General features: G+C 65.4%; 20 protein-coding genes. 14 read left to right on the top strand and 6 right to left on the bottom strand.

What is annotated here, in order from left to right:
* The first annotated feature begins 78 nt into the window (after positions 1-78).
* The 3 genes from AC3WL2_RS16725 (at position 79) to AC3WL2_RS16715 (ending at position 2,648) form a co-directional block, all read left to right on the top strand.
* Entirely contained in the window at positions 79-1,641 is a 1,563-nt protein-coding gene (locus tag AC3WL2_RS16725) for a bifunctional aminoglycoside phosphotransferase/ATP-binding protein (protein WP_102683214.1), read from the top strand.
* A 100-nt stretch (positions 1,642-1,741) separates the two neighbouring features.
* On the top strand, positions 1,742-2,095 hold the full coding sequence (locus AC3WL2_RS16720) for a pentapeptide repeat-containing protein (RefSeq protein WP_102683213.1): 354 nt from the start codon (positions 1,742-1,744) through the stop codon (positions 2,093-2,095).
* A 268-nt stretch (positions 2,096-2,363) separates the two neighbouring features.
* Positions 2,364-2,648 carry a TfoX/Sxy family protein gene (locus tag AC3WL2_RS16715; RefSeq protein ID WP_046854091.1) on the top strand — a complete coding sequence of 95 codons (285 nt, stop codon included), beginning with the start codon at positions 2,364-2,366 and terminating at the stop codon, positions 2,646-2,648.
* Between the two features lie 171 nt (positions 2,649-2,819).
* Here AC3WL2_RS16715 and AC3WL2_RS16710 read toward each other — a convergent pair whose 3' ends face one another.
* Genes AC3WL2_RS16710 through AC3WL2_RS16695 form a run of 4 tightly spaced genes read right to left on the bottom strand, consistent with a single transcriptional unit; the run spans position 2,820 to position 6,411 of the window.
* On the bottom strand, positions 2,820-3,713 hold the full coding sequence (locus AC3WL2_RS16710; protein WP_102683212.1) for a ChaN family lipoprotein: 894 nt from the start codon (positions 3,711-3,713) through the stop codon (positions 2,820-2,822).
* A gap of 12 nt (positions 3,714-3,725) precedes the next feature.
* Positions 3,726-4,493 (bottom strand): heme ABC transporter ATP-binding protein, encoded by a 768-nt coding sequence (locus AC3WL2_RS16705; protein WP_102683211.1) that lies wholly within the window; start codon positions 4,491-4,493, stop codon positions 3,726-3,728.
* On the bottom strand, positions 4,493-5,476 hold the full coding sequence (locus AC3WL2_RS16700) for a FecCD family ABC transporter permease (protein ID WP_172670917.1): 984 nt from the start codon (positions 5,474-5,476) through the stop codon (positions 4,493-4,495). Before AC3WL2_RS16700 ends, AC3WL2_RS16705 begins: the two co-directional genes overlap by 1 nt.
* 50 nt (positions 5,477-5,526) lie before the next feature.
* A complete protein-coding gene (locus AC3WL2_RS16695) occupies positions 5,527-6,411 on the bottom strand; it encodes a heme/hemin ABC transporter substrate-binding protein (RefSeq protein WP_102683210.1) in 885 nt (294 codons plus the stop codon).
* A 162-nt stretch (positions 6,412-6,573) separates the two neighbouring features.
* On the opposite strand from AC3WL2_RS16695, the gene AC3WL2_RS16690 reads away from it, so the two are divergent.
* Positions 6,574-6,891 (top strand): Rieske (2Fe-2S) protein, encoded by a 318-nt coding sequence (locus AC3WL2_RS16690; RefSeq protein ID WP_023631907.1) that lies wholly within the window; start codon positions 6,574-6,576, stop codon positions 6,889-6,891.
* Here the strand turns inward: AC3WL2_RS16690 and sfsA are convergent.
* Complete coding sequence (sfsA, locus tag AC3WL2_RS16685) at positions 6,881-7,594, bottom strand: DNA/RNA nuclease SfsA (protein ID WP_102683209.1); 714 nt, start codon at positions 7,592-7,594, stop codon at positions 6,881-6,883. The genes AC3WL2_RS16690 and sfsA overlap by 11 nt on opposite strands.
* 3 nt (positions 7,595-7,597) lie before the next feature.
* Positions 7,598-8,770 (bottom strand): pyridoxal phosphate-dependent aminotransferase, encoded by a 1,173-nt coding sequence (locus AC3WL2_RS16680; RefSeq protein WP_102683208.1) that lies wholly within the window; start codon positions 8,768-8,770, stop codon positions 7,598-7,600.
* A 213-nt stretch (positions 8,771-8,983) separates the two neighbouring features.
* Here AC3WL2_RS16680 and dksA point away from each other — a divergent pair, with 213 nt between their 5' ends.
* From dksA to pgi, 10 genes are all read left to right on the top strand, one after another.
* A complete protein-coding gene (gene dksA, locus AC3WL2_RS16675) occupies positions 8,984-9,430 on the top strand; it encodes an RNA polymerase-binding protein DksA (protein ID WP_046854085.1) in 447 nt (148 codons plus the stop codon).
* A gap of 99 nt (positions 9,431-9,529) precedes the next feature.
* Entirely contained in the window at positions 9,530-10,417 is an 888-nt protein-coding gene (gene gluQRS / locus AC3WL2_RS16670) for a tRNA glutamyl-Q(34) synthetase GluQRS (RefSeq protein ID WP_102683207.1), read from the top strand.
* Between the two features lie 216 nt (positions 10,418-10,633).
* Positions 10,634-10,810, top strand: a complete 177-nt coding sequence (locus tag AC3WL2_RS16665; RefSeq protein WP_003250005.1) for a hypothetical protein — start codon at positions 10,634-10,636, stop codon at positions 10,808-10,810.
* Complete coding sequence (locus tag AC3WL2_RS16660) at positions 10,794-13,769, top strand: sensor histidine kinase (protein WP_172670868.1); 2,976 nt, start codon at positions 10,794-10,796, stop codon at positions 13,767-13,769. The genes AC3WL2_RS16665 and AC3WL2_RS16660 overlap by 17 nt, the downstream gene beginning before the upstream one ends.
* Before the next feature lie 4 nt (positions 13,770-13,773).
* Positions 13,774-15,216, top strand: a complete 1,443-nt coding sequence (locus AC3WL2_RS16655) for a sigma-54-dependent transcriptional regulator (RefSeq protein ID WP_102683206.1) — start codon at positions 13,774-13,776, stop codon at positions 15,214-15,216.
* Positions 15,217-15,962: 746 nt separating this feature from the next.
* On the top strand, positions 15,963-17,357 hold the full coding sequence (locus AC3WL2_RS16650) for a polynucleotide adenylyltransferase PcnB (protein ID WP_046854081.1): 1,395 nt from the start codon (positions 15,963-15,965) through the stop codon (positions 17,355-17,357).
* Positions 17,358-17,359: 2 nt separating this feature from the next.
* Positions 17,360-17,839 carry a 2-amino-4-hydroxy-6-hydroxymethyldihydropteridine diphosphokinase gene (gene folK, locus AC3WL2_RS16645; protein WP_102683205.1) on the top strand — a complete coding sequence of 160 codons (480 nt, stop codon included), beginning with the start codon at positions 17,360-17,362 and terminating at the stop codon, positions 17,837-17,839.
* A 250-nt stretch (positions 17,840-18,089) separates the two neighbouring features.
* Entirely contained in the window at positions 18,090-18,890 is an 801-nt protein-coding gene (gene panB / locus AC3WL2_RS16640; protein WP_102683204.1) for a 3-methyl-2-oxobutanoate hydroxymethyltransferase, read from the top strand.
* Positions 18,887-19,750, top strand: a complete 864-nt coding sequence (panC, locus tag AC3WL2_RS16635; RefSeq protein WP_102683203.1) for a pantoate--beta-alanine ligase — start codon at positions 18,887-18,889, stop codon at positions 19,748-19,750. Before panB ends, panC begins: the two co-directional genes overlap by 4 nt.
* Positions 19,751-19,940: 190 nt before the next feature.
* Entirely contained in the window at positions 19,941-21,605 is a 1,665-nt protein-coding gene (pgi, locus tag AC3WL2_RS16630; protein ID WP_038706862.1) for a glucose-6-phosphate isomerase, read from the top strand.
* Positions 21,606-21,622: the final 17 nt, after the last annotated feature.

Below are 21,622 nucleotides of genomic sequence, written 5' to 3'. Positions count from 1 at the left end.
GCCCCTCGGCGGTTTGCAGGGACGGCACCATTGACCATAATGTTCGATTCGAATTCCCTGACCCCTGAAGGATGATCCGTGAGCCAAGCCCTGATCAGCGCGCTACAGAACCCCGCCCTCTATCCGCACCCTGTCGCGGGCTTCGAGCTCATCGAGACGCATATCTCCTGGGTCCTGCTTACCGGCGAGTTTGCCTACAAGATCAAGAAACCGATGAACTTCGGCTTCCTCGACTTCACCGGCCTCGACCAGCGCGGGCATTTTTGTAACGAAGAGCTGCGCCTGAACCAGCGCCTGACCGAAGGTCTGTACCTGGAAGTGCTGCCGATCACCGGTAGCGTCGAAGCGCCGCAGATCGACGGCGAAGGCCCGGCGATCGAATACGCGCTGAAGATGCGCCAGTTCCCCCAGGGCCAGATGCTCAGCACCCTGCAGGCCAACGGCGAGCTGAACGCCGGCCATATCGACCAGATGGCCCGGCAGATCGCCGAGTTCCACCTGCAGGCGCCCAAGGTGCCGGTCGAACACCCCCTGGGCACCCCGGACGCGGTGATGGCACCGGTGGAGCAGAACTTCGAACAGATCCGCCCGTTCCTCAGCGACAAGGCCGACCTGCAGCAACTGGACGCACTGCAAGCCTGGGCCCAGGACAGCTTCAAACGCCTGCACGGCCTGCTCGAAGCGCGCAAGGCCAATGGCTTCATCCGCGAATGCCACGGTGACATCCACCTGGGCAACGCCACCCTGATCGACGGCCAGGTGGTGATCTTTGACTGCATCGAGTTCAACGAGCCCTTCCGCCTGACCGACGTCTACGCCGACGTCGGCTTCCTGGCCATGGACCTCGAGGACCGCGGCCTGAAGTGCCTGTCGCGGCGCTTCATCAGCCAGTACCTGGAGCTGACCGGCGACTACCAGGGCCTGGAACTGCTGAATTTCTACAAGGCCTACCGCGCCCTGGTGCGGGCCAAGGTCGCGCTGTTCAGCATGCCGGCCGAGGCCGATGGCGTGCAGCGCGCCACCACCCTGCGCACCTACCGCAACTATGCCAACCTGGCCGAGAGCTACAGCGCCATCCCTTCGCGCCTGCTGGCCATAACCCAGGGCGTCTCGGCGGTGGGCAAGAGCCACGTGGCGATGCGCCTGGTCGAGGCGCTCGGCGCAGTGCGCGTGCGCTCGGACGTCGAGCGCAAGCGCCTGTTCGGCAAGCAATCGGCGGCCGATGCCGGTCATCTGGAGGCCGGCATCTACGACAAGCAGGCCAGCGTTGCCACCTACCAGCGCCTGCACGAGCTGGCAGCGATCATCCTGCACGCCGGGTTCCCGGTGGTACTCGACGCCACCTACCTCAAGCATGAGCAGCGCAAGGCAGCGGCCGAGGTCGCCAGCGAGACCGGCGTGCCGTTCCTGATCCTCGACTGCCAAGCCCCGGACGCGGTGATCGCCAGCTGGCTGGCGCAACGCCAGGCCGAGGCCGTCGACCCGTCGGACGCCACCCTGGAGGTGGTCAAGGCGCAACAGGCCAGCCGCGATCCGCTGGATGCCGAGGAACTGGCGCAAAGCACCCGCGTCGACACCCAGGACGCCAACAACATGAACAAGGTAATCGAGCAGATTCGCCAACGCCTGCCCGGCCTCTGAGCCGCCAGGCGTGAAGCAGTCGACAGTTCACGCCTGAAGTCCGGCGCCCCTCCAGTGATGGCATTACAATATCATCACACCCCACGGAGGAGGCGCCGCCATGAATCAACCCCGTCAGCTGGACAACGTACTGTTTGCGATGATCCGCGACGAGAAGATCGCGGCGTTCAACCGCGAGAAGCCCACCGACTCGCTCATCGACTTTCGCGGCGGTGATTTCCGTGGCCTGGACCTGCGCGACCTGGATGTGCGTGGCATCGACTTCACCGATGCCTACTTCCGCGCCGCCGACCTGCGTGGGCTGGACCTGCGGGAAAATGGCCTGGAAGGGGCGAGCCTGGCGCATGCGCAAATCTCCGGGACGTATTTCCCGGCCGAGCTGAGTGCCGACGAGATCCTGATGTCGGTGAAGTTCGGGACGCGGATGCGCTATCGCAGCCCACGCCACGGATAAGCGCCTGGCCTGCACAAGGCTGTGGCAACGAGCCTTGCGGGAACGGATACACGTGGGAGCGGGCTTGCCCCGCGATAGCATCAGCCCCTGCGATCGCCGTCGCGAGGCCAGCCCGCTCCCACGTTTGCCCGCTCCCGTTCAGCCAGAACGCTACATCCCGTCGGCCCCGATGGCAAAAGGCCGCGTAATCCACAACCCCCGCTACACTCCTCATTGACCTGCTCGCGATTTATCCCCACGACCCGTTCAGCCATCGCCAGGAGGCTCGATGAACGATGAATTGCAGCATCTGAAAAACCTTGGCAAGACCTCCGCGCAATGGCTGCATGCTGTCGGCATCCACAGTGCATCGGACCTGCGCCGGCTCGGCGCGGTGGGTGCCTATCAGGCCGTGAGAACGCGAGGATTCCGGGCTTCGAAGGTGTTGTTGTACGCCATCGAGGGCGCCCTGCTGGACATGCACTGGAATGACCTGCCGGTCGAACGCAAGCAGGCGTTGAACCAGCAGCTCGATGCCAAGTGCCCAGCCCAATCACAAAAGAACGAAAAATAATTGTGCAAAGACATTGACTACGAAATGAGAATCGTTATGATTATCACAACTGGTCGCGAGACCGGTTGGGTAACCTGAATGCTCCCTGGTTCGGACGCTCAGATTATCTCCTCATCAGGCTAATCACGGTTATTGACCCGGCTTTTTGCCGGGTCTTTTTTTGCCTGCGATTCAGTGGCCCTTGCGCAGCTGGGCGCAGTAGTCCTGCTCCGGTGTCGCCGGGGTGTACCAGACGAAGTCCGCCATGGCCGGCTCGACCGTTTCCCCCACTTCCGCCAGCAACAGCACCTTGTCCTCGGGCTTGGCGTCCAGGTCGGCCAGGTGCAGCGGCACGCCGAGATCCTTGCGCGCATGGTAGCTGCCAGTGAGCAACAGCGCCGGCTGCGGCGCGGCCAGCAAGCGCTCGGCGATGCGCCGGTCACGCTGCTGCTGCACCGCCAGCATCGCCGGTAGCTGGCTTTCCGGCAGCAGGTTGCAGTGGCCGGCACGCACCTGTGCCAGCAACGCCTGCACCACTGCCGGCGCATTGGAGCGCTCGCCCGGAGGTGTCGCCGGTTGGCGATAGGCTTGGCGGATTTCATCGGGCGACAGGTTCGCCGCCAGTAGCGGGTATGGCTGGCCAAGGGCCTCGCGCACGATAGGCCCGTACAGCGCCCAATCCCAGCCGGGTTGCCAGGCGAGCGCCTTCGGCAGGTCGGCTGCAGGCGATGCCTTGCCCTTTTGCGCATCGACCAGCGCCTGCTGTTGCGGCTCGAGCATTTCCAGCAGCAGGCTGCCCTGCGCGCGGCGGCTCTCCAAGGCGCGCAGCAGCCACAGCTGCAAGTGGTGGTGGTCGGGATTGTCGTGCTTTTCACCCACCAGCACCCGTGGCGCATCGGCCAGGCGCTGGACCAGCTGCCCAGGGCTCAATGCCTGGCCGGTGGACAACTCGATGATCTGCCCCAACTGGACGTTGTCGCGGCCTTCGGCCCCCTGCCAGGCAGGCACGGGTGGCAGGCTCGCCTGGCAACCGCCGAGCGCCAGCGCCAGGCAGATGGACAAGCCGGACAGCAAGGGATGGCGCATGGCGAATGGCTCCTAGCGAGTGATGATCAACGGATGGCCGCGCTCCGGGTGAGGTTGCACCAGGACGTCGATGCCGAACACCGCCCGCAGCGCCGTCGGTGTCAGCACTTGCTGCGGTGTGCCCAGTGCATGGCTGCGGCCCTGCTCCAACAAGAGAATATGGTCACAGTAGCGCGCCGCCAGGTTCAGGTCATGCAGGATCACCAGCACCGACGCGCCACGGTCGGCGAAACTGCGTACCGCCTGCAGCGTGGTGTGCTGATGCAGCGGGTCCAGCGCAGAAGTGGGTTCATCCAGCAACAGCGTGGTGCCGGGCTCGCCCGGCCACAGCTGGGCCAGCACCCGCGCCAGGTGCACGCGCTGCCGTTCCCCACCGGACAGCGCCAGGTAGCTGCGCTCGACCAGGTGCTGGGCATCCGCCGCCTCCAGCGCCGCCTCGATGATTTCCCGGTCGCGCTGACGGCCGCTGGCATGGGGCAGGCGGCCGAGGCCGACCACTTCCGCGACACTGAAGGCAAAGCCAAGGCTGGACACCTGTGGCAATACCGCCAGGCGTTGCGCCCGCGCCTGGCCCGACCAGGCGTCCAGTCCGCGCCCATCGAGCTGCACGCGCCCGGCGCTGGGCGCCAGTTCGCCACACAGGGCGCCGAGCAGGCTACTCTTGCCGGCGCCATTGGGCCCGAGCACACCCAGCACCAGCCCTGGCCGTAACGTGAGGTTGATGTCGTGCAGCACCTGGCTGCCACCGCGCTTGAGGGACAGCCCTTGGACGTCGAGCATCAGTTGCGCACCTTCACCAGCAGGAACAGGAAGAATGGCGCCCCGATAAAGGCGGTGACGATGCCGATCGGCAACTCCGCCGGGGCCAGGGCCAGGCGCGCGACCAGGTCGGCGAACAGTAGCAAGGTACCGCCCGCCAGCAGCGAGGCCGGCAGCAGCACCCGATGATCCGGCCCCGCCACCAGCCGCACCAGGTGCGGCACCACCAGGCCGATGAAGCCGATCAGGCCGGCGGCCGCGACCGCCGCCCCCACGCCGAGCGCGGTGCAGAACACCAGCTCGCGCTTGAGCTTTTCGACCTCGATGCCCAGGTGCCGGGCCTCCGACTCGCCGAGCAGCAACGCGTTGAGCGCCTGCGCCCGGCGCGGCAGCCACAAGGCCACGGCTGCCGCCACCAGCAGCAACGGCCACAGCCGCTCGTAGCTGGCGCCATTCAGGCTGCCCAGGTTCCAGAAGGTCAGGGTGCGCAGGGTGGCGTCGTCGGCCAGGTAAGTGAACAGGCCCACCGCCGAGCCGCCCAGCGCGGTCATCGCGATACCGGCCAGAAGCATGGTCGCCACGTTGGTCTGGCCGTCGCGCCGCCCCAGGCGATAGACCATCGCGGTCACGCCCAGGCCACCGACGAAGGCACACAACGACAATAGATATGGCGCGAACCAGTCAGGAATGCCGCCCAGCCAACTGCCGCCGACGATCGCCACCGCGGCCCCCAGGGCGGCGCCGCTGGCGACACCGACCAGCCCCGGATCGGCCAGTGGGTTGCGGAACAACCCCTGCATCGCCACGCCGGACAACGCCAGCACGGCGCCGACCGCCAGACCCAGCAGGGTTCGCGGCAGGCGGATCTGGCCGAGGATCATCTCGGCCTGCTCCAGGCCCTCGCCACTGACCGGCAACCCGACCAGGCGCAGGCCGGCGCGCAGGGTATCGAACAGCGGCAGGCTGACCGGCCCCAGCGCCAGCGACAACCACACCGCCAGCAGGCACAACAAGGCCAGGGTAATGAACAACGTACGTGGACGAACCCGCGGCATCATGGATTGAGGCTGGCCTTGGCGGCGGGATAGAAGCTGGCGGCCAGCTCATGCAGGGTGGCCGGCAGGCGCGGGCCGAGGCCGCCGACCAGCAACGTCGGGTCGAGCGACAGCAGGCGCTTGTCGCGCACCGCGCGGGACGTCGCCAGGGCCGGGTTTTCCTTGATCAGTGCCTGCAAGGCCTGTTCGCCACTGAGGGCCCGGTCGGAGAACACCACCACGTCCGGGTTCAGCGCAGCGAGGACCTCCACCGAGAAGTTCTTGTAGCCCTGGTGGTCGGCGAGATTGCGCCCTCCCGCCTGACGCAGCACCCAGTCCCCGGCAGTGCCCTGCCCGGCGATCATCGGCTTGGCGCCGGCATGTCCGACCAGCAGCAATACACCAGGCGCCTTCTGCCCGGCCTGGGCCTGCTCGACCTGTTTGTGCAACGCCTCCAGCTGCTGACGGTAATCGGCAGCCAACGTCTTGGCCTTGTGCTCGTCGCCGAGCAATGCCCCCAGGTGCTTGAGGTTCTCGTCAACCGCGCCCACTTCGGCCTTGCTGGAGAACAGCTCGACCCGCACCCCGGCCTTGCGGATCTGCGCCAGCACCGGCGGTGGCCCCATTTCCTCGGTGCCTACCAGCACGTCAGGGCGCAGGCTGAGGATGCCTTCGGCCGACAACTGGCGCTGGTAACCGATGCTGGGTAGCGCCTTGAGCGACTCGGGGTGCTGGCTGGTGGTGTCGACGCCAACCAGGCGCTGCTCACCGCCCAGGGCGCTGATCCACTCGCTCAAGGCACCGCCGGCGCTCACCCAGCGCTGTGGCAGCTCGGCGGCCATGGTGTGGGTAGACAGGGCAAGACCGGCGCACAGGGCAATCAAGGCAGCGGGACGGCGCATCATCGGATTCCTTTGCAGAGGGCGGGCAGCACACCTTGTGGCGGGCGGCACAAGTGCGCACCATAGACAGCCTGGCGCGACGAATGCGGGCAATTTGATAATTATTCGCATTGAAGCGTCAAGCCATCCCTTTGTCACACGGCTTAACCGGAAGACTCCGCTGCGATGCATTTTCTCTGCGCCTCCAACGACCTCGCCGAGGGCCACAGCCGCGCCTTCAGCGTAGCCGGCATAGCGCTGTTCGGCGTGCGCCGCCAGGGCACGGTCCACCTCTATCGCAACCGCTGCCCGCACCGGGGCATCCCGCTGAACTGGGCGGCGGACAGCTTTCTCGATGACAGCGCGAGCCTGATCCAGTGCGCCCATCACGGGGCCCAGTTCCTGATAGAAAGCGGCGAATGCATTACTGGCCCCTGCGCGGGCGAATGGCTGGAAGCCCTGGACTGCCGGGAAGACAGCCAGGGCATCTGGCTTACGGATTGAGCAATACCGGCAGCGGCCGGTCGATGACCAGTTGTTGGGCATCCAGGCGCGTGCCGTAGGCCAGCACCTCCACCCCTTCCGCCACCGCGGCGCGCAGTGCCCGGGTGTAGGCGGCGTCGATCTCCTGGGCCGGGCGCACGGCCTCGATGCCGGTCAGGTTCACGCAATACAGCTGCACTGCACGGATGCCCTGGCGTGCCAGGGCGGCCAGCTCGCGCAGGTGTTTGGCCCCACGCTGGGTGACGGCGTCAGGGAACGCCGCCACGGCGGTATCGGGATAACCGAGGGTCACGCTCTTGACCTCGACATAGGCCTTGTCGCCACTGGCGAACTCCAGGTAGAAGTCGATACGGCTACGTTCCTCGCCATACGCCACTTCACGCTTGAGCGTGGTGAACCCGGCAAGCTCCGTGATCACCCCGGCCCGCAGCGCTTCCTCCACCACCGCATTGGCGCGCCCGGTGTTGACACAGGCCAGCCGCCCCTGGGGCGTTTCGCTGATCTCCCAGGTACCGGGCAGCTTGCGCTTGGGATCGTTGGAGCGGCTGAACCAGACCTGCCCGCCCTCGCGCATGCAATTGAGCATGGAGCCAGTGTTGGGGCAGTGAATGGTCAGTTGCTCGCCGGTGGCCAGTTCGATATCGGCCAGGAAGCGTTTATAGCGGCGCAGCAGGCGCGCCTGTTCCAGTTGCGGAAACAGCATCCGTCAGCCCTGCCAGCTTTTCAGGCCACGGGCGATGCGCTGCACCGCCTCCTCCAGACGTGGCAGGTTCTGGGTGTAGGCAAAGCGCACGTGGTGGCCGGCCTGGTAACGACCGAAGTCCAGCCCCGGGGTGAATGCCAGGTGCTCGGTTTCGAGGAAGTGCCTGCAGAACGCGAAGGCATCGCCGCCGAACGCGCTGATATCGGCGTACAGATAGAAGGCGCCTTGCGGCTCCACGGCGATGCCGAAGCCCAACTCGCGCAACGCCGGCAACAGGTAGTCGCGGCGGCGGGCGAACTCGGCGCGGCGCTCCTCGAGGATGGCCAGGGTTTGCGGCTCGAAGCAGGCCAGCGCGGCATGCTGGGCCATGCTCGGAGCACTGATGTAGAGGTTCTGCGCCAGCTTTTCCAGGTCCGCTACCGCCGACGGCGGCGCCACCAGCCAGCCCAGGCGCCAGCCGGTCATGCCGAAATATTTGGAAAAACTGTTCAGGACGAAGGCCTCATCGTCGACTTCCAGCACGCTCGGCGCATCCATGCCGTAGGTGAGGCCGTGGTAGATCTCGTCCACCACCAGATGCCCATGGCGCTCGCGGGTAGCCTTGGAAAGGCTGGCCAGCTCGTCGCGGTCGAGCACCGTGCCGGTCGGGTTGGCTGGCGACGCCACCAGGGCACCGACCGTGTCCTTGTCCCAGTGACGCTCGACCAGATCGGCGGTCAGCTGGTAATTGACCTCCGGCCCCACCGGCACCAGCTGCGCGCCGCCTTCGACCAGGCGCAGGAAGTGGCGATTGCACGGATAGCCCGGGTCGGCCAGCAGCCAGTGCTTGCCCGGATCGACCAGCAGGCTGCTGGCCAGCAGCAGCGCGCCGGAACCGCCCGGGGTGATGAGCACGCGCTCCGGGTCGAGGTCCACACCGTAGCGTTGGCCATAGAACCCGGCGATTGCCTCACGCAGTTGCGGCAAGCCGCGGGCAGCGGTGTAACGGGTGTGCCCGGCGGCCAAGGCAGCCTGGCCCGCGGCGACGATCGGCGCGGCGGTGGTGAAGTCCGGCTCGCCGATCTCGAGGTGGATCACGTCGTGGCCCGCAGCCTGCAGCTCGTTGGCGCGCGCCAGCAGGGCCATCACGTGGAAGGGTTCGATGGCGCGACTGCGCGCACTGTGTGGCTGAGCCATGGGCCTTCTCTCAATTGGGTCTAAACTGGTGATTCTACCTGTGCACCGCAGCGAACGTGCCGCCCGCCCTGCTGTCAATAGCAGGCATAGGGCGGGGTAGCGCACCCCGGATCTATCTGGTAAGTTCGGCGGCTCGCAGTCGCAGGGCCGGCGGGTGCCGGCGATGGAAGCAAGCCTGCGCATTGGATCAGATGAGTGAGAGGCGGTCTATTCATGTCCACCGTAGAAAAGCAAAAAACCAGTCAGTCCATGTACGGTGTAGAGCCCTATAAAGAAACCAAGGGCGAAGAGTACATGGGGGAGCCCATGCGCAAGCACTTCACCAAGCTTCTGGGAGCATGGAAGCTTGAGTTGATGACGAGCGTGGACCAGACCGTGACGCACATGAAGGACGAGGCAGCCAACTTCCCAGACCCGGCTGACCGTGCCAGCCAGGAAGAAGAGTTCGCCCTGGAACTGCGCAACCGCGATCGTGAGCGCAAGCTGATCAAGAAGATCGACAAGACCCTGCAGAAGATTCAGGACGAAGAGTACGGCTGGTGCGACTCCTGTGGCATCGAGATCGGCCTGCGCCGCCTCGAAGCCCGTCCGACCGCCGACCTGTGCTTCGACTGCAAGGAAATTGCCGAGAAGAAGGAAAAGACTGTCGGTAAAGGCTGATTCCAGAACCTCGCAGACGGGGCGTACTGGTTGTGGAGGCGGGCTTGCCCGCTCCTGCAATCGGTACGCCCCGTCTTCATTTATATAGCTGTGCAATCCATGAACGACTCCCGCTACATCGGCCGCTTCGCCCCCACCCCCAGCGGCTTTCTGCACTTCGGCTCGCTGGTGGCCGCCCTCGCCTCCTGGCTCGACGCTCGCGCGGTCGATGGCCGCTGGTTACTGCGCATGGAAGACACCGACCCGCCCCGGGAAATGCCCGGGGCACGCGATGCGATCCTGCAGACCTTGGAGCGCTACGGCCTGGAGTGGGACGGCGAAGTGGTGTTCCAGAGCCAGCGCCACGAGGCCTACGCCGCCGTGGTCGACCGTTTGTTCAGCATGGGCCTGGCCTATGCCTGCACCTGTTCGCGCAAGCAACTGGAAGGGTACGACGGTATCTACCCAGGCTTTTGCCGTAACGCCGGGCATCCCCGGCAAGACGCGGCCATTCGCCTGCGCGTGCCGGAACTGATCTACCGCTTCACGGATCGCGTCCAGGGTACGTTCGAACAGCATCTGGGGCGCGAGGTGGGCGATTTCGTCATCCAACGCCGCGACGGGCTCTACGCCTACCAGTTGGCAGTGGTGCTGGACGATGCCTGGCAGGGCATCACCGACATCGTGCGCGGCGCCGACCTGCTGGACAACACGCCCCGCCAGCTGTACCTGCAGGAGTTGCTGGGCTTCTCGCAGCCGCGTTACCTGCACATTCCATTGATCGTGCAGCCCGACGGACACAAGCTGGGCAAGTCGTACCGCTCGCCGCCGCTTGAGGCGGACCAGGCCACACCGTTGCTGCTGCGAGCATTGCGGGCATTGGGGCAGCAGACCGATCCGGCACTGGCGGGGGCCAGCCCGGCCGAGGTGTTGGCGGTGGCGCGTCAGCAGTGGCGGCCGGAGCACATTGCACGGCAGATGACGGTGCCCGAGGCTGATTTGCGCTGAGGCAGTTGCGGCCCTATCGCGGGGCAAGCCCGCTCCCACGCAATCCACTTCGTGGGAGCGGGCTTGCCCCGCGATAGAGCCAGAACAAGCAAACCAGGCTCAAAAGCCCAACAAATTCAAACCCTTGGCTAACAGCCCCGATTCCCGCTAGCATCGCCCCGGCCATTTGCGCCAATAATAAGTCCAAACCGCAGCGCCCAACCCTTCGAGGCCAGCATGTACATCTATCGTTTGGTCCTGCTTCTGGTGGTGGGGATCTACCTGTTCTCCCCCGCCATCATGGACTGGTGGATCGAGCCGACCGGTGCCTGGTACCGCCCCTACCTGCTCTGGCTGATCCTCATCGTCGTCACCTTCATCCTGCAGAGCCAACGAGATGCCGATGAGCTTTAGCCTGACCCAGATGATCCTGATCAGCGCCGCCTACCTGCTGGTGCTGTTCAGCGTGGCCTGGATCAGCGAGCGCGGGCTGATCCCGCGGGCGATCATTCGCCACCCCCTGACCTACACCTTGTCGCTGGGCGTCTACGCCAGTGCCTGGGCCTTCTATGGCTCGGTCGGCCTGGCCTATCAATATGGCTACGGCTTCCTTGCCTGTTACCTGGGAGTGTCCGGGGCCTTCCTGCTGGCCCCGGTGCTGCTCTATCCGATCCTCAAGATCACCCGTACCTACCAGCTGTCGTCACTGGCCGACCTGCTGGCGTTTCGCTTTCGCAGCACCTGGGCCGGCGCGCTGACCACCATCTTCATGCTGATCGGCGTGCTGCCCCTGCTGGCCCTGCAGATCCAGGCGGTGGCCGATTCGATCAGCATCCTCACCGGTGAGCCGGTCAAGGCGCGGGTGGCGTTCGCCTTCTGCGTGCTGATCATCCTGTTCACCATCTTCTTCGGCTCACGCCATATCGCCACCCGCGAAAAACACGAAGGCCTGGTGTTCGCCATCGCCTTCGAATCGGTGATCAAGCTGTTGGCGCTGGGTGGTATCGGCCTTTATGCGCTGTACGGCGTGTTCGGTGGCCCGCATGGGCTGGAAGTCTGGCTGCTGCAGAACCAGACCGCCCTCGCCGCCTTGCACACGCCGTTGCAGGAAGGCCCCTGGCGCACCCTGCTGCTGGTGTTCTTCGCCTCGGCGATCGTCATGCCGCACATGTACCACATGGCCTTCACCGAAAACCTCAGCCCGCGCTCGCTGGTCAGCGCCAGCTGGGGCCTGCCGCTGTTCCTGCTGCTGATGAGCCTGGCGGTGCCGCTGGTGCTGTGGGCCGGCCTGCGCCTGGGCGCCAGCACCAACCCCGAGTACTTCACCCTGGGCCTGGGCATTGCCGCCAACAACGAAGCGCTGGCGCTGCTGGCCTATGTCGGTGGCTTGTCGGCCGCCAGCGGGCTGATCATCGTCACCACCCTGGCGCTGTCGGGCATGGCCTTGAACCACCTGGTGCTGCCGCTGTACCAGCCGCCGGCCGAAGGCAATATCTACCGCTGGCTGAAGTGGACCCGCCGGGCGCTGATCGTCGCCATCATCACCGCCGGCTTCGTCTTCTACCTCACCCAGAACAACCACCAGAGCCTGGCCAACCTGGGCATCGTCGCCTTCGTCGCCACCTTGCAGTTCCTGCCCGGGGTGCTTTCGGTGCTGTACTGGCCGACCGCCAACCGACGAGGGTTCATCGCCGGCCTGCTGGCCGGCATGCTGGTGTGGATGGTGACCATGCTGCTGCCGCTGCTGGGCAACCTGCAGGGCTTCTACATCCCGTTGCTGGACATGATCTACGTGCTGGACGACACCAGCTGGCACATGGCGGCCATCGCCTCGCTTGCGGCCAACGTCCTGCTGTTCACCCTGATCTCGCTGTTCACCAATGCCAGCAGCGAAGAGGTCAGCGCCGCCGAGGCCTGCGCGGTGGACAACGTGCGCCGCCCGCAACGCCGCGAACTGCATGCCGCCTCACCCCAGGAGTTTGCCACCCAGTTGGCCAAGCCGCTGGGCGCCAAGGCTGCGCAAAAAGAGGTGGAGCAAGCCCTGCGCGACCTCTACCTGCCCTTCGACGAACGCCGCCCCTATGCCCTGCGGCGCCTGCGCGACCGCATCGAGGCCAACCTGTCCGGCCTGATGGGGCCGAGCGTGGCGCAGGACATGGTCGAGACCTTCCTGCCGTACAAGTCCGGCAACGAGAACTACGTCACCGAGGACATCCACTTCATCGAGAGCCGCCTCGAGGACTATCACTCGCGCCTGACCGGCCTTGCCGCCGAGCTCGACGCCCTGCGCCGCTATCACCGCCAGACCCTGCAGGAACTGCCCATGGGCGTGTGCTCGCTGGCCAAGGACCAGGAGATCCTGATGTGGAACAAGGCGATGGAGGAGCTCACCGGCATCGCCGCCAAGCATGTGGTCGGCTCGCGCCTGGTAACCATCGCCGAACCCTGGCGCGGCCTGCTGCAAGGCTTCATCAACGTGCCCGACGAACACCTGCACAAGCAGCGCCTGGTCCTCGATGGCCAGCCGCGCTGGCTGAACCTGCACAAGGCGGCCATCGACGAGCCACTGGCCCCGGGCAACAGTGGCCTGGTGCTGCTGGTCGAGGACCTCACCGAGACCCAGGCGCTGGAGGACAAGCTGGTGCACTCCGAGCGCCTGGCGAGCATCGGCCGCCTCGCCGCGGGCGTGGCCCACGAGATCGGCAACCCGATCACCGGCATCGCTTGCCTGGCGCAGAACCTGCGCGAGGAGCGCGAGGGCGACGGCGAGATCATCGAGCTGTCCAGCCAGATCCTCGAGCAGACCAAGCGCGTGTCGCGCATCGTCCAGTCGCTGATGAGTTTCGCCCACGCCGGCGGCAGCCAGCAGAACAGCGAAGAGCCGGTGTGCCTGGCCGAGGTGGCGCAGGATGCCATTGGTCTGCTGGCGTTGAACCGGCGCAATTTCGAAGTACAGTTCTTCAACCTCTGCGACCCGCAACACTGGGTCGAGGGCGACCCGCAACGCCTGGCCCAAGTGCTGATCAACCTGCTCTCCAACGCCCGCGACGCCTCGCCACCCGGCAGCGCCGTACGCGTGCGCAGTGAAATCAACGAGCACACCGTCGACCTGGTGGTCGAGGACGAAGGCAGCGGTATTCCGAAAAGCATCATGGACCGCCTGTTCGAACCCTTCTTCACCACCAAGGACCCGGGCGAAGGAACCGGACTGGGGCTCGCTCTGGTCTATTCCATCGTGGAAGAGCATTATGGGCAAATCACCATCGACAGCCCGGCCGACATCGAGCGCCAACGTGGTACCCGGATCCGCGTGACCCTGCCCCGGCATGTCGTAGCGACGTCCCCTGAAATTCGAGACCGTCGAGAGAATTGAATCAATGCCGCACATTCTGATCGTCGAAGACGAAACCATCATCCGCTCGGCCCTGCGTCGCCTGCTCGAGCGGAACCAGTACCAGGTCAGCGAAGCCGGCTCGGTGCAGGAAGCCCAGGAACGCTTCAGCATTGCCACCTTCGACCTGATCGTCAGTGACCTGCGCCTGCCGGGTGCCCCGGGCACCGAGCTGATCAAGCTCGGCCAGGGCACGCCGGTACTGATCATGACCAGCTACGCCAGCCTGCGCTCGGCGGTGGACTCGATGAAAATGGGCGCGGTGGACTACATCGCCAAGCCCTTCGACCACGACGAGATGCTCCAGGCCGTGGCGCGTATCCTGCGCGACCGGGTGAACGCCCCCGCCTCGGCGCCGGCCGGCGAGCCCCGGGCCGCCAATGGCAAGGCCAGCCCGGACAAGGCCAGCCCCGCCGCCGCCAACGGCGAGATCGGCATCATCGGCTCCTGCCCGCCGATGCAGGACATGTTCGTGAAGATCCGCAAGGTCGCGCCAACCGACTCCAATGTGCTGATCCAGGGCGAATCCGGTACCGGCAAAGAGCTGGTCGCCCGCGCCCTGCACAATCTCTCGCGCCGGGCAAAGGCACCGATGATCTCGGTGAACTGCGCGGCGATCCCGGAAACCCTCATCGAATCGGAACTGTTCGGCCACGAGAAGGGCGCCTTCACCGGCGCCAGCGCGGGTCGGGCGGGGCTGGTCGAAGCCGCCGATGGTGGCACCTTGTTCCTCGACGAAATCGGCGAGCTGCCACTGGAAGCCCAGGCCCGCCTGCTGCGGGTGCTGCAGGAAGGCGAGATCCGCCGGGTGGGTTCGGTGCAATCACAGAAGGTCGACGTGCGCCTGATCGCGGCCACCCACCGCGACCTGAAGAACCTGGCCAAGGCCGGGCAGTTCCGTGAAGACCTGTACTACCGCTTGCATGTGATCGCCCTGAAATTGCCAGCCCTGCGCGAGCGCGGCAGCGACGTCAACGAGATCGCCAACGCCTTCCTTGCCCGCCAGAGCGCACGGATCGGCCGCGACGACCTGCATTTTTCCCACGATGCCGAGCAAGCCATCCGCCATTACAGCTGGCCGGGCAACGTGCGCGAGCTGGAAAACGCGGTGGAGCGCGCAGTGATTCTCAGCGAAAGCGCGGAAATTTCCGCCGACCTGCTGGGCATCGACATCGAGCTTAGCGACCTGGAAGACGACGACATGCTGGACAACCTGCCGGCGCTTGCCAGCAGCAACAGCGCCAGCCATGAGCCGACCGAGGACCTGTCGCTGGAGGATTACTTCCAGCACTTCGTGCTCGAGCACCAGGACCACATGACCGAAACCGAACTGGCCCGCAAGCTGGGCGTCAGCCGCAAATGCCTGTGGGAACGCCGCCAGCGCCTGGGCATCCCGCGGCGCAAGAGCAACGCCACCAGCGACAACTGATCCAGCCTGGATACATCGCGGGGCAAGCCCGCTCCCACAGCGCGTGGGGGCAGGCTTGCCCCGCGGTCGTTTGGGGGTAACACATCAGTTACCGCAAAAATCTGTTACCTACCCTGCCGGGCGTAACATCCCCCGAGGCGTAAGGTAACGAAATTTCTACATTTGCCCCGCGGCAAAACCTGCCTGAAACGCTGAAACCCCCGATTTCATTGGGTTTTCAAAAGTTGGCACGGCACCTGCTATATGTCTGGTACAAGAACAATAACAAGCACTGCAACTCAGAATAAGAACAAGACGAAACGGCTCACGCACAATAAAAACAAGACGGCGGAGGCGCAGCTAACTGATTCTTTTGGAGAGGCGTTGTGTTTGGGGCTTGCCCCACGATCAGGCAGAGAACAACAAAAACTGCACTCAAAAGCAGCACCTGAACTGATTGGATCGACAGATCAACATCAACTCGGCGACCAAAGCAATCCGTTTGCTCTTCACCCCCGGTTTGGGGGTCGTCCACAAGCTTCGAGATTTGTGGACAGGGCATTCAACAAAAACAAGAAGCCCGGCAGAAGAACAATAAGAGCACGCAACGACTTGATGGGGAGCTTCGGCTCCCCATGTCGTTTCTCACTTCTGCATCACGCTTGGCACACCGCCTACACCATTCCCCCAGTAAATGCTAGAATCCCCGCCCATCATGCGGCCATTCTCCTATCCTTGGCCGATCATTCCTTCAAACAGTGCATCCCATGCTGAAGAAGCTGTTCCAGTCGTTCCGCCCGCCCGTTCGTGGCCAGCACCACAGGCGCACCACGCCTGAAGTGATCAACAAGAGCCAGCACTCGCTGCAGCGCAGCCAGTTCAGCCGCCATGCCGTGGGCATTGTCGAGCGCCTGCAGGCGGCCGGTTACCAGGCCTATCTGGTCGGTGGCTGCGTGCGCGACCTGCTGCTGGGCATCACGCCCAAGGACTTCGACGTGGCCACCAGCGCCACCCCCGAGCAGATCCGCGCGGAGTTCCGCAACGCCCGTATCATCGGCCGGCGCTTCAAGCTGGTCCACGTGCATTTCGGCCGTGACATCATCGAGGTCGCCACCTTCCGTGCGCCCCACTCCGATGACGACCAGTCCGATAGCCACCGTTCGTCGCACAATGCCAGCGGTCGCATCCTGCGCGACAACGTGTACGGCACTTTGGAAGAAGACGCGCAACGCCGCGACTTCACCATCAACGCCCTGTACTACGACCCGGTCAGCGAGCGCATCCTCGACTACGCCAACGGTGTCCACGACATCCGTAACCGGCTGCTGCGCCTGATCGGCGATCCGACCCACCGTTACCAGGAAGATCCGGTCCGCATGCTGCGTGCCGTGCGCTTCGCCGCCAAGCTGGACTTCGGCATCGAGAAGCACACCGTGCAGCCGATCCGCGAGCTGGCGCCGATGCTGCGCGACATCCCTCCCGCGCGCCTGTTCGAGGAAAGCCTCAAGCTGTTCCTCAACGGCCAGGGGGCGATCACCTTCGAGATGCTGGTCGACCTGCAATTGTTCGAGCCGTTGTTCCCGGCCAGCAGCCATGCCCTGGAAGAACGTCCGAGCTATACCCACAGCTTGATCAGCCAGGCATTGGCCAACACCGACCTGCGCGTCAAGCAGGGCAAGCCGGTGACGCCCGCCTTCCTGTTCGCCGCGCTGCTCTGGCCGGCCCTGCCAAGCCGCGTGCTGTACCTGCAGAGCCAGGGCGTGCCGCCGATTCCGGCAATGAATGGCGCGGCCCACGACCTGATCGCCGAACAGTGCGCACGCATCGCCATCCCCAAGCGCTTCACCCTGCCGATCCGCGAGATCTGGGACATGCAGGAGCGCCTGCCACGGCGCAGCGGCAAGCGCGCCGACATGCTGCTGGACAACCCGCGTTTCCGCGCCGGCTACGACTTCCTGCTGCTGCGCGAAAGCGCCGGCGAGGAAACCGATGGGCTGGGCCAATGGTGGACCGACTACCAGGATGCCAACGACAGCCAGCGCCGCGACATGATCCGCGAGCTGGGCAACCGTGACGACGCCGCTGGCGCCGGTGCCGGCCCACGCAAGCGCAAGCGCAGTGGCGGCAAGCGCAAGCGTGACGACGAGCAGGCCTGGGACTGAGCATGACCACCCGTGCGTACATCGGCCTGGGCAGCAACCTGGATGAGCCCGCCGAGCAGCTGCGCAGCGCCCTGCAGGCGCTGGACCTGATCGCCGAGACCCGCCTGGCGGCGGCCTCGGCGCTCTACACCAGCGATTCGCTGCTGCCGGGCCAGCCACGCTACACCAACGCCGTGGCGGCCATCGACACGGCACTGGCACCGCTGGACCTGCTGGACGCCCTCCAGGCCATCGAGAACGGCCAGGGCCGCGTACGCAAGGAACGCTGGGGCCCACGCACCCTCGACCTGGACATGCTGCTGTTCGGCGACCAGGTCATCGACGTGCCGCGCCTGAAAGTGCCGCACTACCATATGCAGGCCCGCCCCTTCGTGCTCTACCCGCTCGCCGAGCTGGTTCCCGAAAGCTTCCACCTTGCCGACGGCCGCCCCCTCGCGCAACTGCTCGAGGACTGCCCGTTCGTCGGCCTGGAACGCCTGTAAATCGGGCGTTTCAGACGGCGGTAACGCCAGTAACACCTACGCCGTAACAATGCGGTAACACGGCTGGTTGACTTCCCCCACCTCGCTCACGACTATAGGCGTCCCGCGGCGCCACTGTGCCGCAATCACCCATTTAGGCTCGGACGGATCTGTGCCCGAACATCACGACCGATGATGTGCCGCTCCGGAAGATGAATACACGCGTTGTACGCAGTTGTTGTTCACAGCGCCTGAACGAGGACTCCCCTACATGCCTGAAGTAACCCTGACCACCCTGCACGGCCTGAAGGCCAAGGGTGAAAAAATCACCATGCTGACCTGCTACGACGCGACCTTCGCCAAGGCAGCCAGCCAGGCCGGCGTGGAAGTGCTGCTGGTGGGCGACTCCCTGGGCATGGTCCTGCAGGGCCATGACAGCACCCTGCCCGTCACCAACCGTGACATGGCCTACCACACCGCCTGCGTCAAACGCGGCAACGATGGGGCGTTGATCCTCGCCGACCTGCCGTTCATGGCCCACGCCACACCCGAGCAGGCTTTCGCCAACGCCGCCGAACTGATGCGCGCTGGCGCCCACATGCTCAAGATCGAAGGCGCCGCCTGGCTGGGCGAGACCATCCGCCTGCTGGCCGAACGCGGCGTGCCGGTTTGCGCGCACATGGGCCTGACCCCGCAGACGGTCAACGTGCTGGGCGGCTACAAGGTCCAGGGGCGCCAGGAAGCCCAGGCACGGCAGATGCGCGCCGACGCCATCGCCCTGGAACAGTCCGGCGCGGCCATGCTGTTGCTCGAGTGCGTACCCAGCGAGCTGGCCGCGGAAATCTCCCAAGCCGTGAGCATTCCGGTGATCGGCATCGGTGCCGGCAGTGCCACTGATGGCCAGGTGCTGGTGCTGCACGACATGCTCGGGCTGTCGCTGAGCGGCCGCGTGCCGAAGTTCGTGAAGAACTTCATGGCCGGCCAGCCGGACATCCAGAGTGCCCTGGCCGCCTATGTCCGCGCGGTCAAGGAAGTCAGCTTCCCCGGCAGCGAACATGGGTTCAGCGCATGAATACCGTCAAGACCGTCCGTGAGCTGCGCGCCGCCGTGGCCCGCGCCCGCGGCGAAGGCAAGCGCATCGCCTTCGTGCCGACCATGGGCAACCTGCACAGCGGCCACGCCGCCCTGGTGACCAAGGCCGCCCAGCGCGCCGACTTCGTGGTCGCCAGCATCTTCGTCAACCCGTTGCAGTTCGGCGCCGGCGAAGACCTGGACAAGTACCCGCGCACCCTCGCCGCCGACCAGGAGAAACTGCTCCAGGCCGGCTGCCACCTGCTGTTCGCCCCGACCGTCGAGGAGATGTACCCCGATGGCATGACCGTGCAGACCCGCGTCAGCGTGCCGCAACTGTCCGAAGGGCTGTGCGGCGCCAGCCGTCCTGGCCACTTCGAAGGCGTGGCGACCGTGGTCAGCAAGCTGTTCAACATGGTCCAGCCGGACCTGGCCGTGTTCGGCGAGAAGGATTTCCAGCAACTGGCGGTGATCCGCGCCATGGTCCGCGACTTGAACATGCCGATCCAGATCATCGGCGAGCCGACTGTGCGCGCCGAGGATGGTCTGGCGCTGTCATCGCGCAATGGCTACCTGACAACAGAACAGCGTGCCGCCGCCCCGGCGCTGTACCGTGTGCTGAGCGCCATGGCCGACGCCTTGCGCCGCGGCCAGCGCGACTACGCGGCGCTGATTGCCGAGGGCCAGGCACAACTCGAAGCCGCTGGACTGCGTAAGGACTACCTGGAGGTACGCCACGCCGTCACCCTGCGCCCGGCGCAGGTCGATGACCGTGACCTGGTGGTGATCGCCGCAGCTTACCTGGGCAACACCCGGCTGATCGACAATCTCTATCTGCACCTCGAAGAGCAGACCGCCTGAGCTCGACGCGTGGGAGCGGCTCAACGTCGCCCCACGCGTGCCCTGGGTATCAGGCCAGTGACAATTTTTAATCCGCGCCGCCCGCCTCCCCCCATTCCCGCCTTGGCGCCAATGCCTATAATGTCCAGCTTGCAACCGGCAATGACTGCCGCTGTCCAAGCCTGACCATGCAACAAGGAAACCACCCGCAATGGCGTATTACCGTACCCCCCACGATGTGACGGCGCTGCCCGCCTGGCAGGCGCTCCAGCAACACCGCGACGCCATGCAGGGCTTCAGCATGCGCGAAGCCTTCGCCGCCGACGGCAAGCGCTTCGACCAGTTCTCCTTGAGCAGCTGCGGCCTGTTTCTCGACTACTCGAAGAACCTGATCACCGAGCAGACCCGAGACCTGCTGGTCAACCTGGCCAAGGAAGTCGACCTGGAAGCAGCCATCAAGTCGATGTTCAGCGGCGAGATCATCAACGCCTCCGAAGGCCGCCCGGTGCTGCACACCGCCCTGCGCCGCCCGGTCGGCGACAAGCTCAGCGTGAACGGCGTCAACGTGATGCCTGAAGTGCACAAGGTGCTCAACCAGATCACCGAACTGGTCGGGCGCATCCACGACGGCCTGTGGCGCGGCTACAGCGAGAAGCCGATCACCGACGTGGTCAACATCGGCATCGGCGGCTCGTTCCTTGGCCCCGAGCTGGTCTCCGAGGCTCTGCTGCCCTACGCCCAGCGCGGCGTGCGCTGCCACTACCTGGCAAACATCGACGGTAGCGAGTTCCATGAACTGTCGGCCAACCTGCGCGCCGAGACCACCCTGTTCATCGTGTCGTCGAAGTCGTTCAACACCCTCGAAACCCTGAAGAACGCCATGGCCGCGCGTACCTGGTACCTGGCCCAGGGCGGATCGGAAGCCGAGCTGTACCGCCACTTCATCGCCGTGTCGAGCAACAAGGCCGCGGCCGTGGCCTTCGGCATCCGCGAAGAGAACATCTTCCCGATGTGGGACTGGGTCGGCGGGCGTTACTCGCTGTGGTCGGCCATCGGCCTGCCGATCGCCCTGGCCATCGGCACCGCCAACTTCAAGGAGCTGCTGTCCGGCGCCTACACCATGGACCAGCACTTCCAGACCGCGCCGTTCGAGAAGAACATGCCGGTGCTGCTGGCCTTGCTGGGCGTGTGGTACGGCAACTTCTGGGGCGCCCGCAGCCACGCGATCCTGCCGTACGACCACTACCTGCGCAACATCACCAAGCACCTGCAGCAGCTGGACATGGAGTCCAACGGCAAGAGCGTGCTGACCGATGGCACGCCGGTGCAGACCGAAACCGGCCCGGTGATCTGGGGCGGCGTCGGCTGCAACGGCCAGCACGCCTACCACCAGCTGCTGCACCAGGGCACCCAGCTGATCCCGGCCGACTTCATCGTGCCGGTGGTGAGCTTCAACCCGGTGGCCGACCATCACCAGTGGCTGTACGCCAACTGCCTGTCGCAGAGCCAGGCGCTGATGCTCGGCAAGACCCGCGAGGAAGCCGAGGCCGAACTGCGCGCCAAGGGCCTGAACCAGGACGACATCGCCAAGCTGGCGCCGCACAAGGTGATCCCGGGCAACCGCCCGAGCAACACCTTGGTGGTCGAGCGCATCAGCCCGCGCCGCCTTGGCGCGCTGGTGGCAATGTACGAACACAAGGTGTTCGTGCAGAGCGTGGTCTGGGGCATCAACGCCTTCGACCAGTGGGGCGTGGAGCTGGGCAAGGAACTGGGCAAGGGCGTGTACCAGCGCCTGGTCGGCGCCCAGGAAGACAGCGCCGAGGATGGCTCGACCCAGGGCCTGATCAACTACTTCCGCGGACGTCACCGCGGCTGATCGACCTGTAGCCGTCA

This window comes from Pseudomonas sp. FW305-96 (assembly GCF_058783825.1).
The sequence above is the reverse complement of the archived record's forward strand: the minus strand, read 5'-3'. Positions and strand labels throughout refer to the sequence as shown.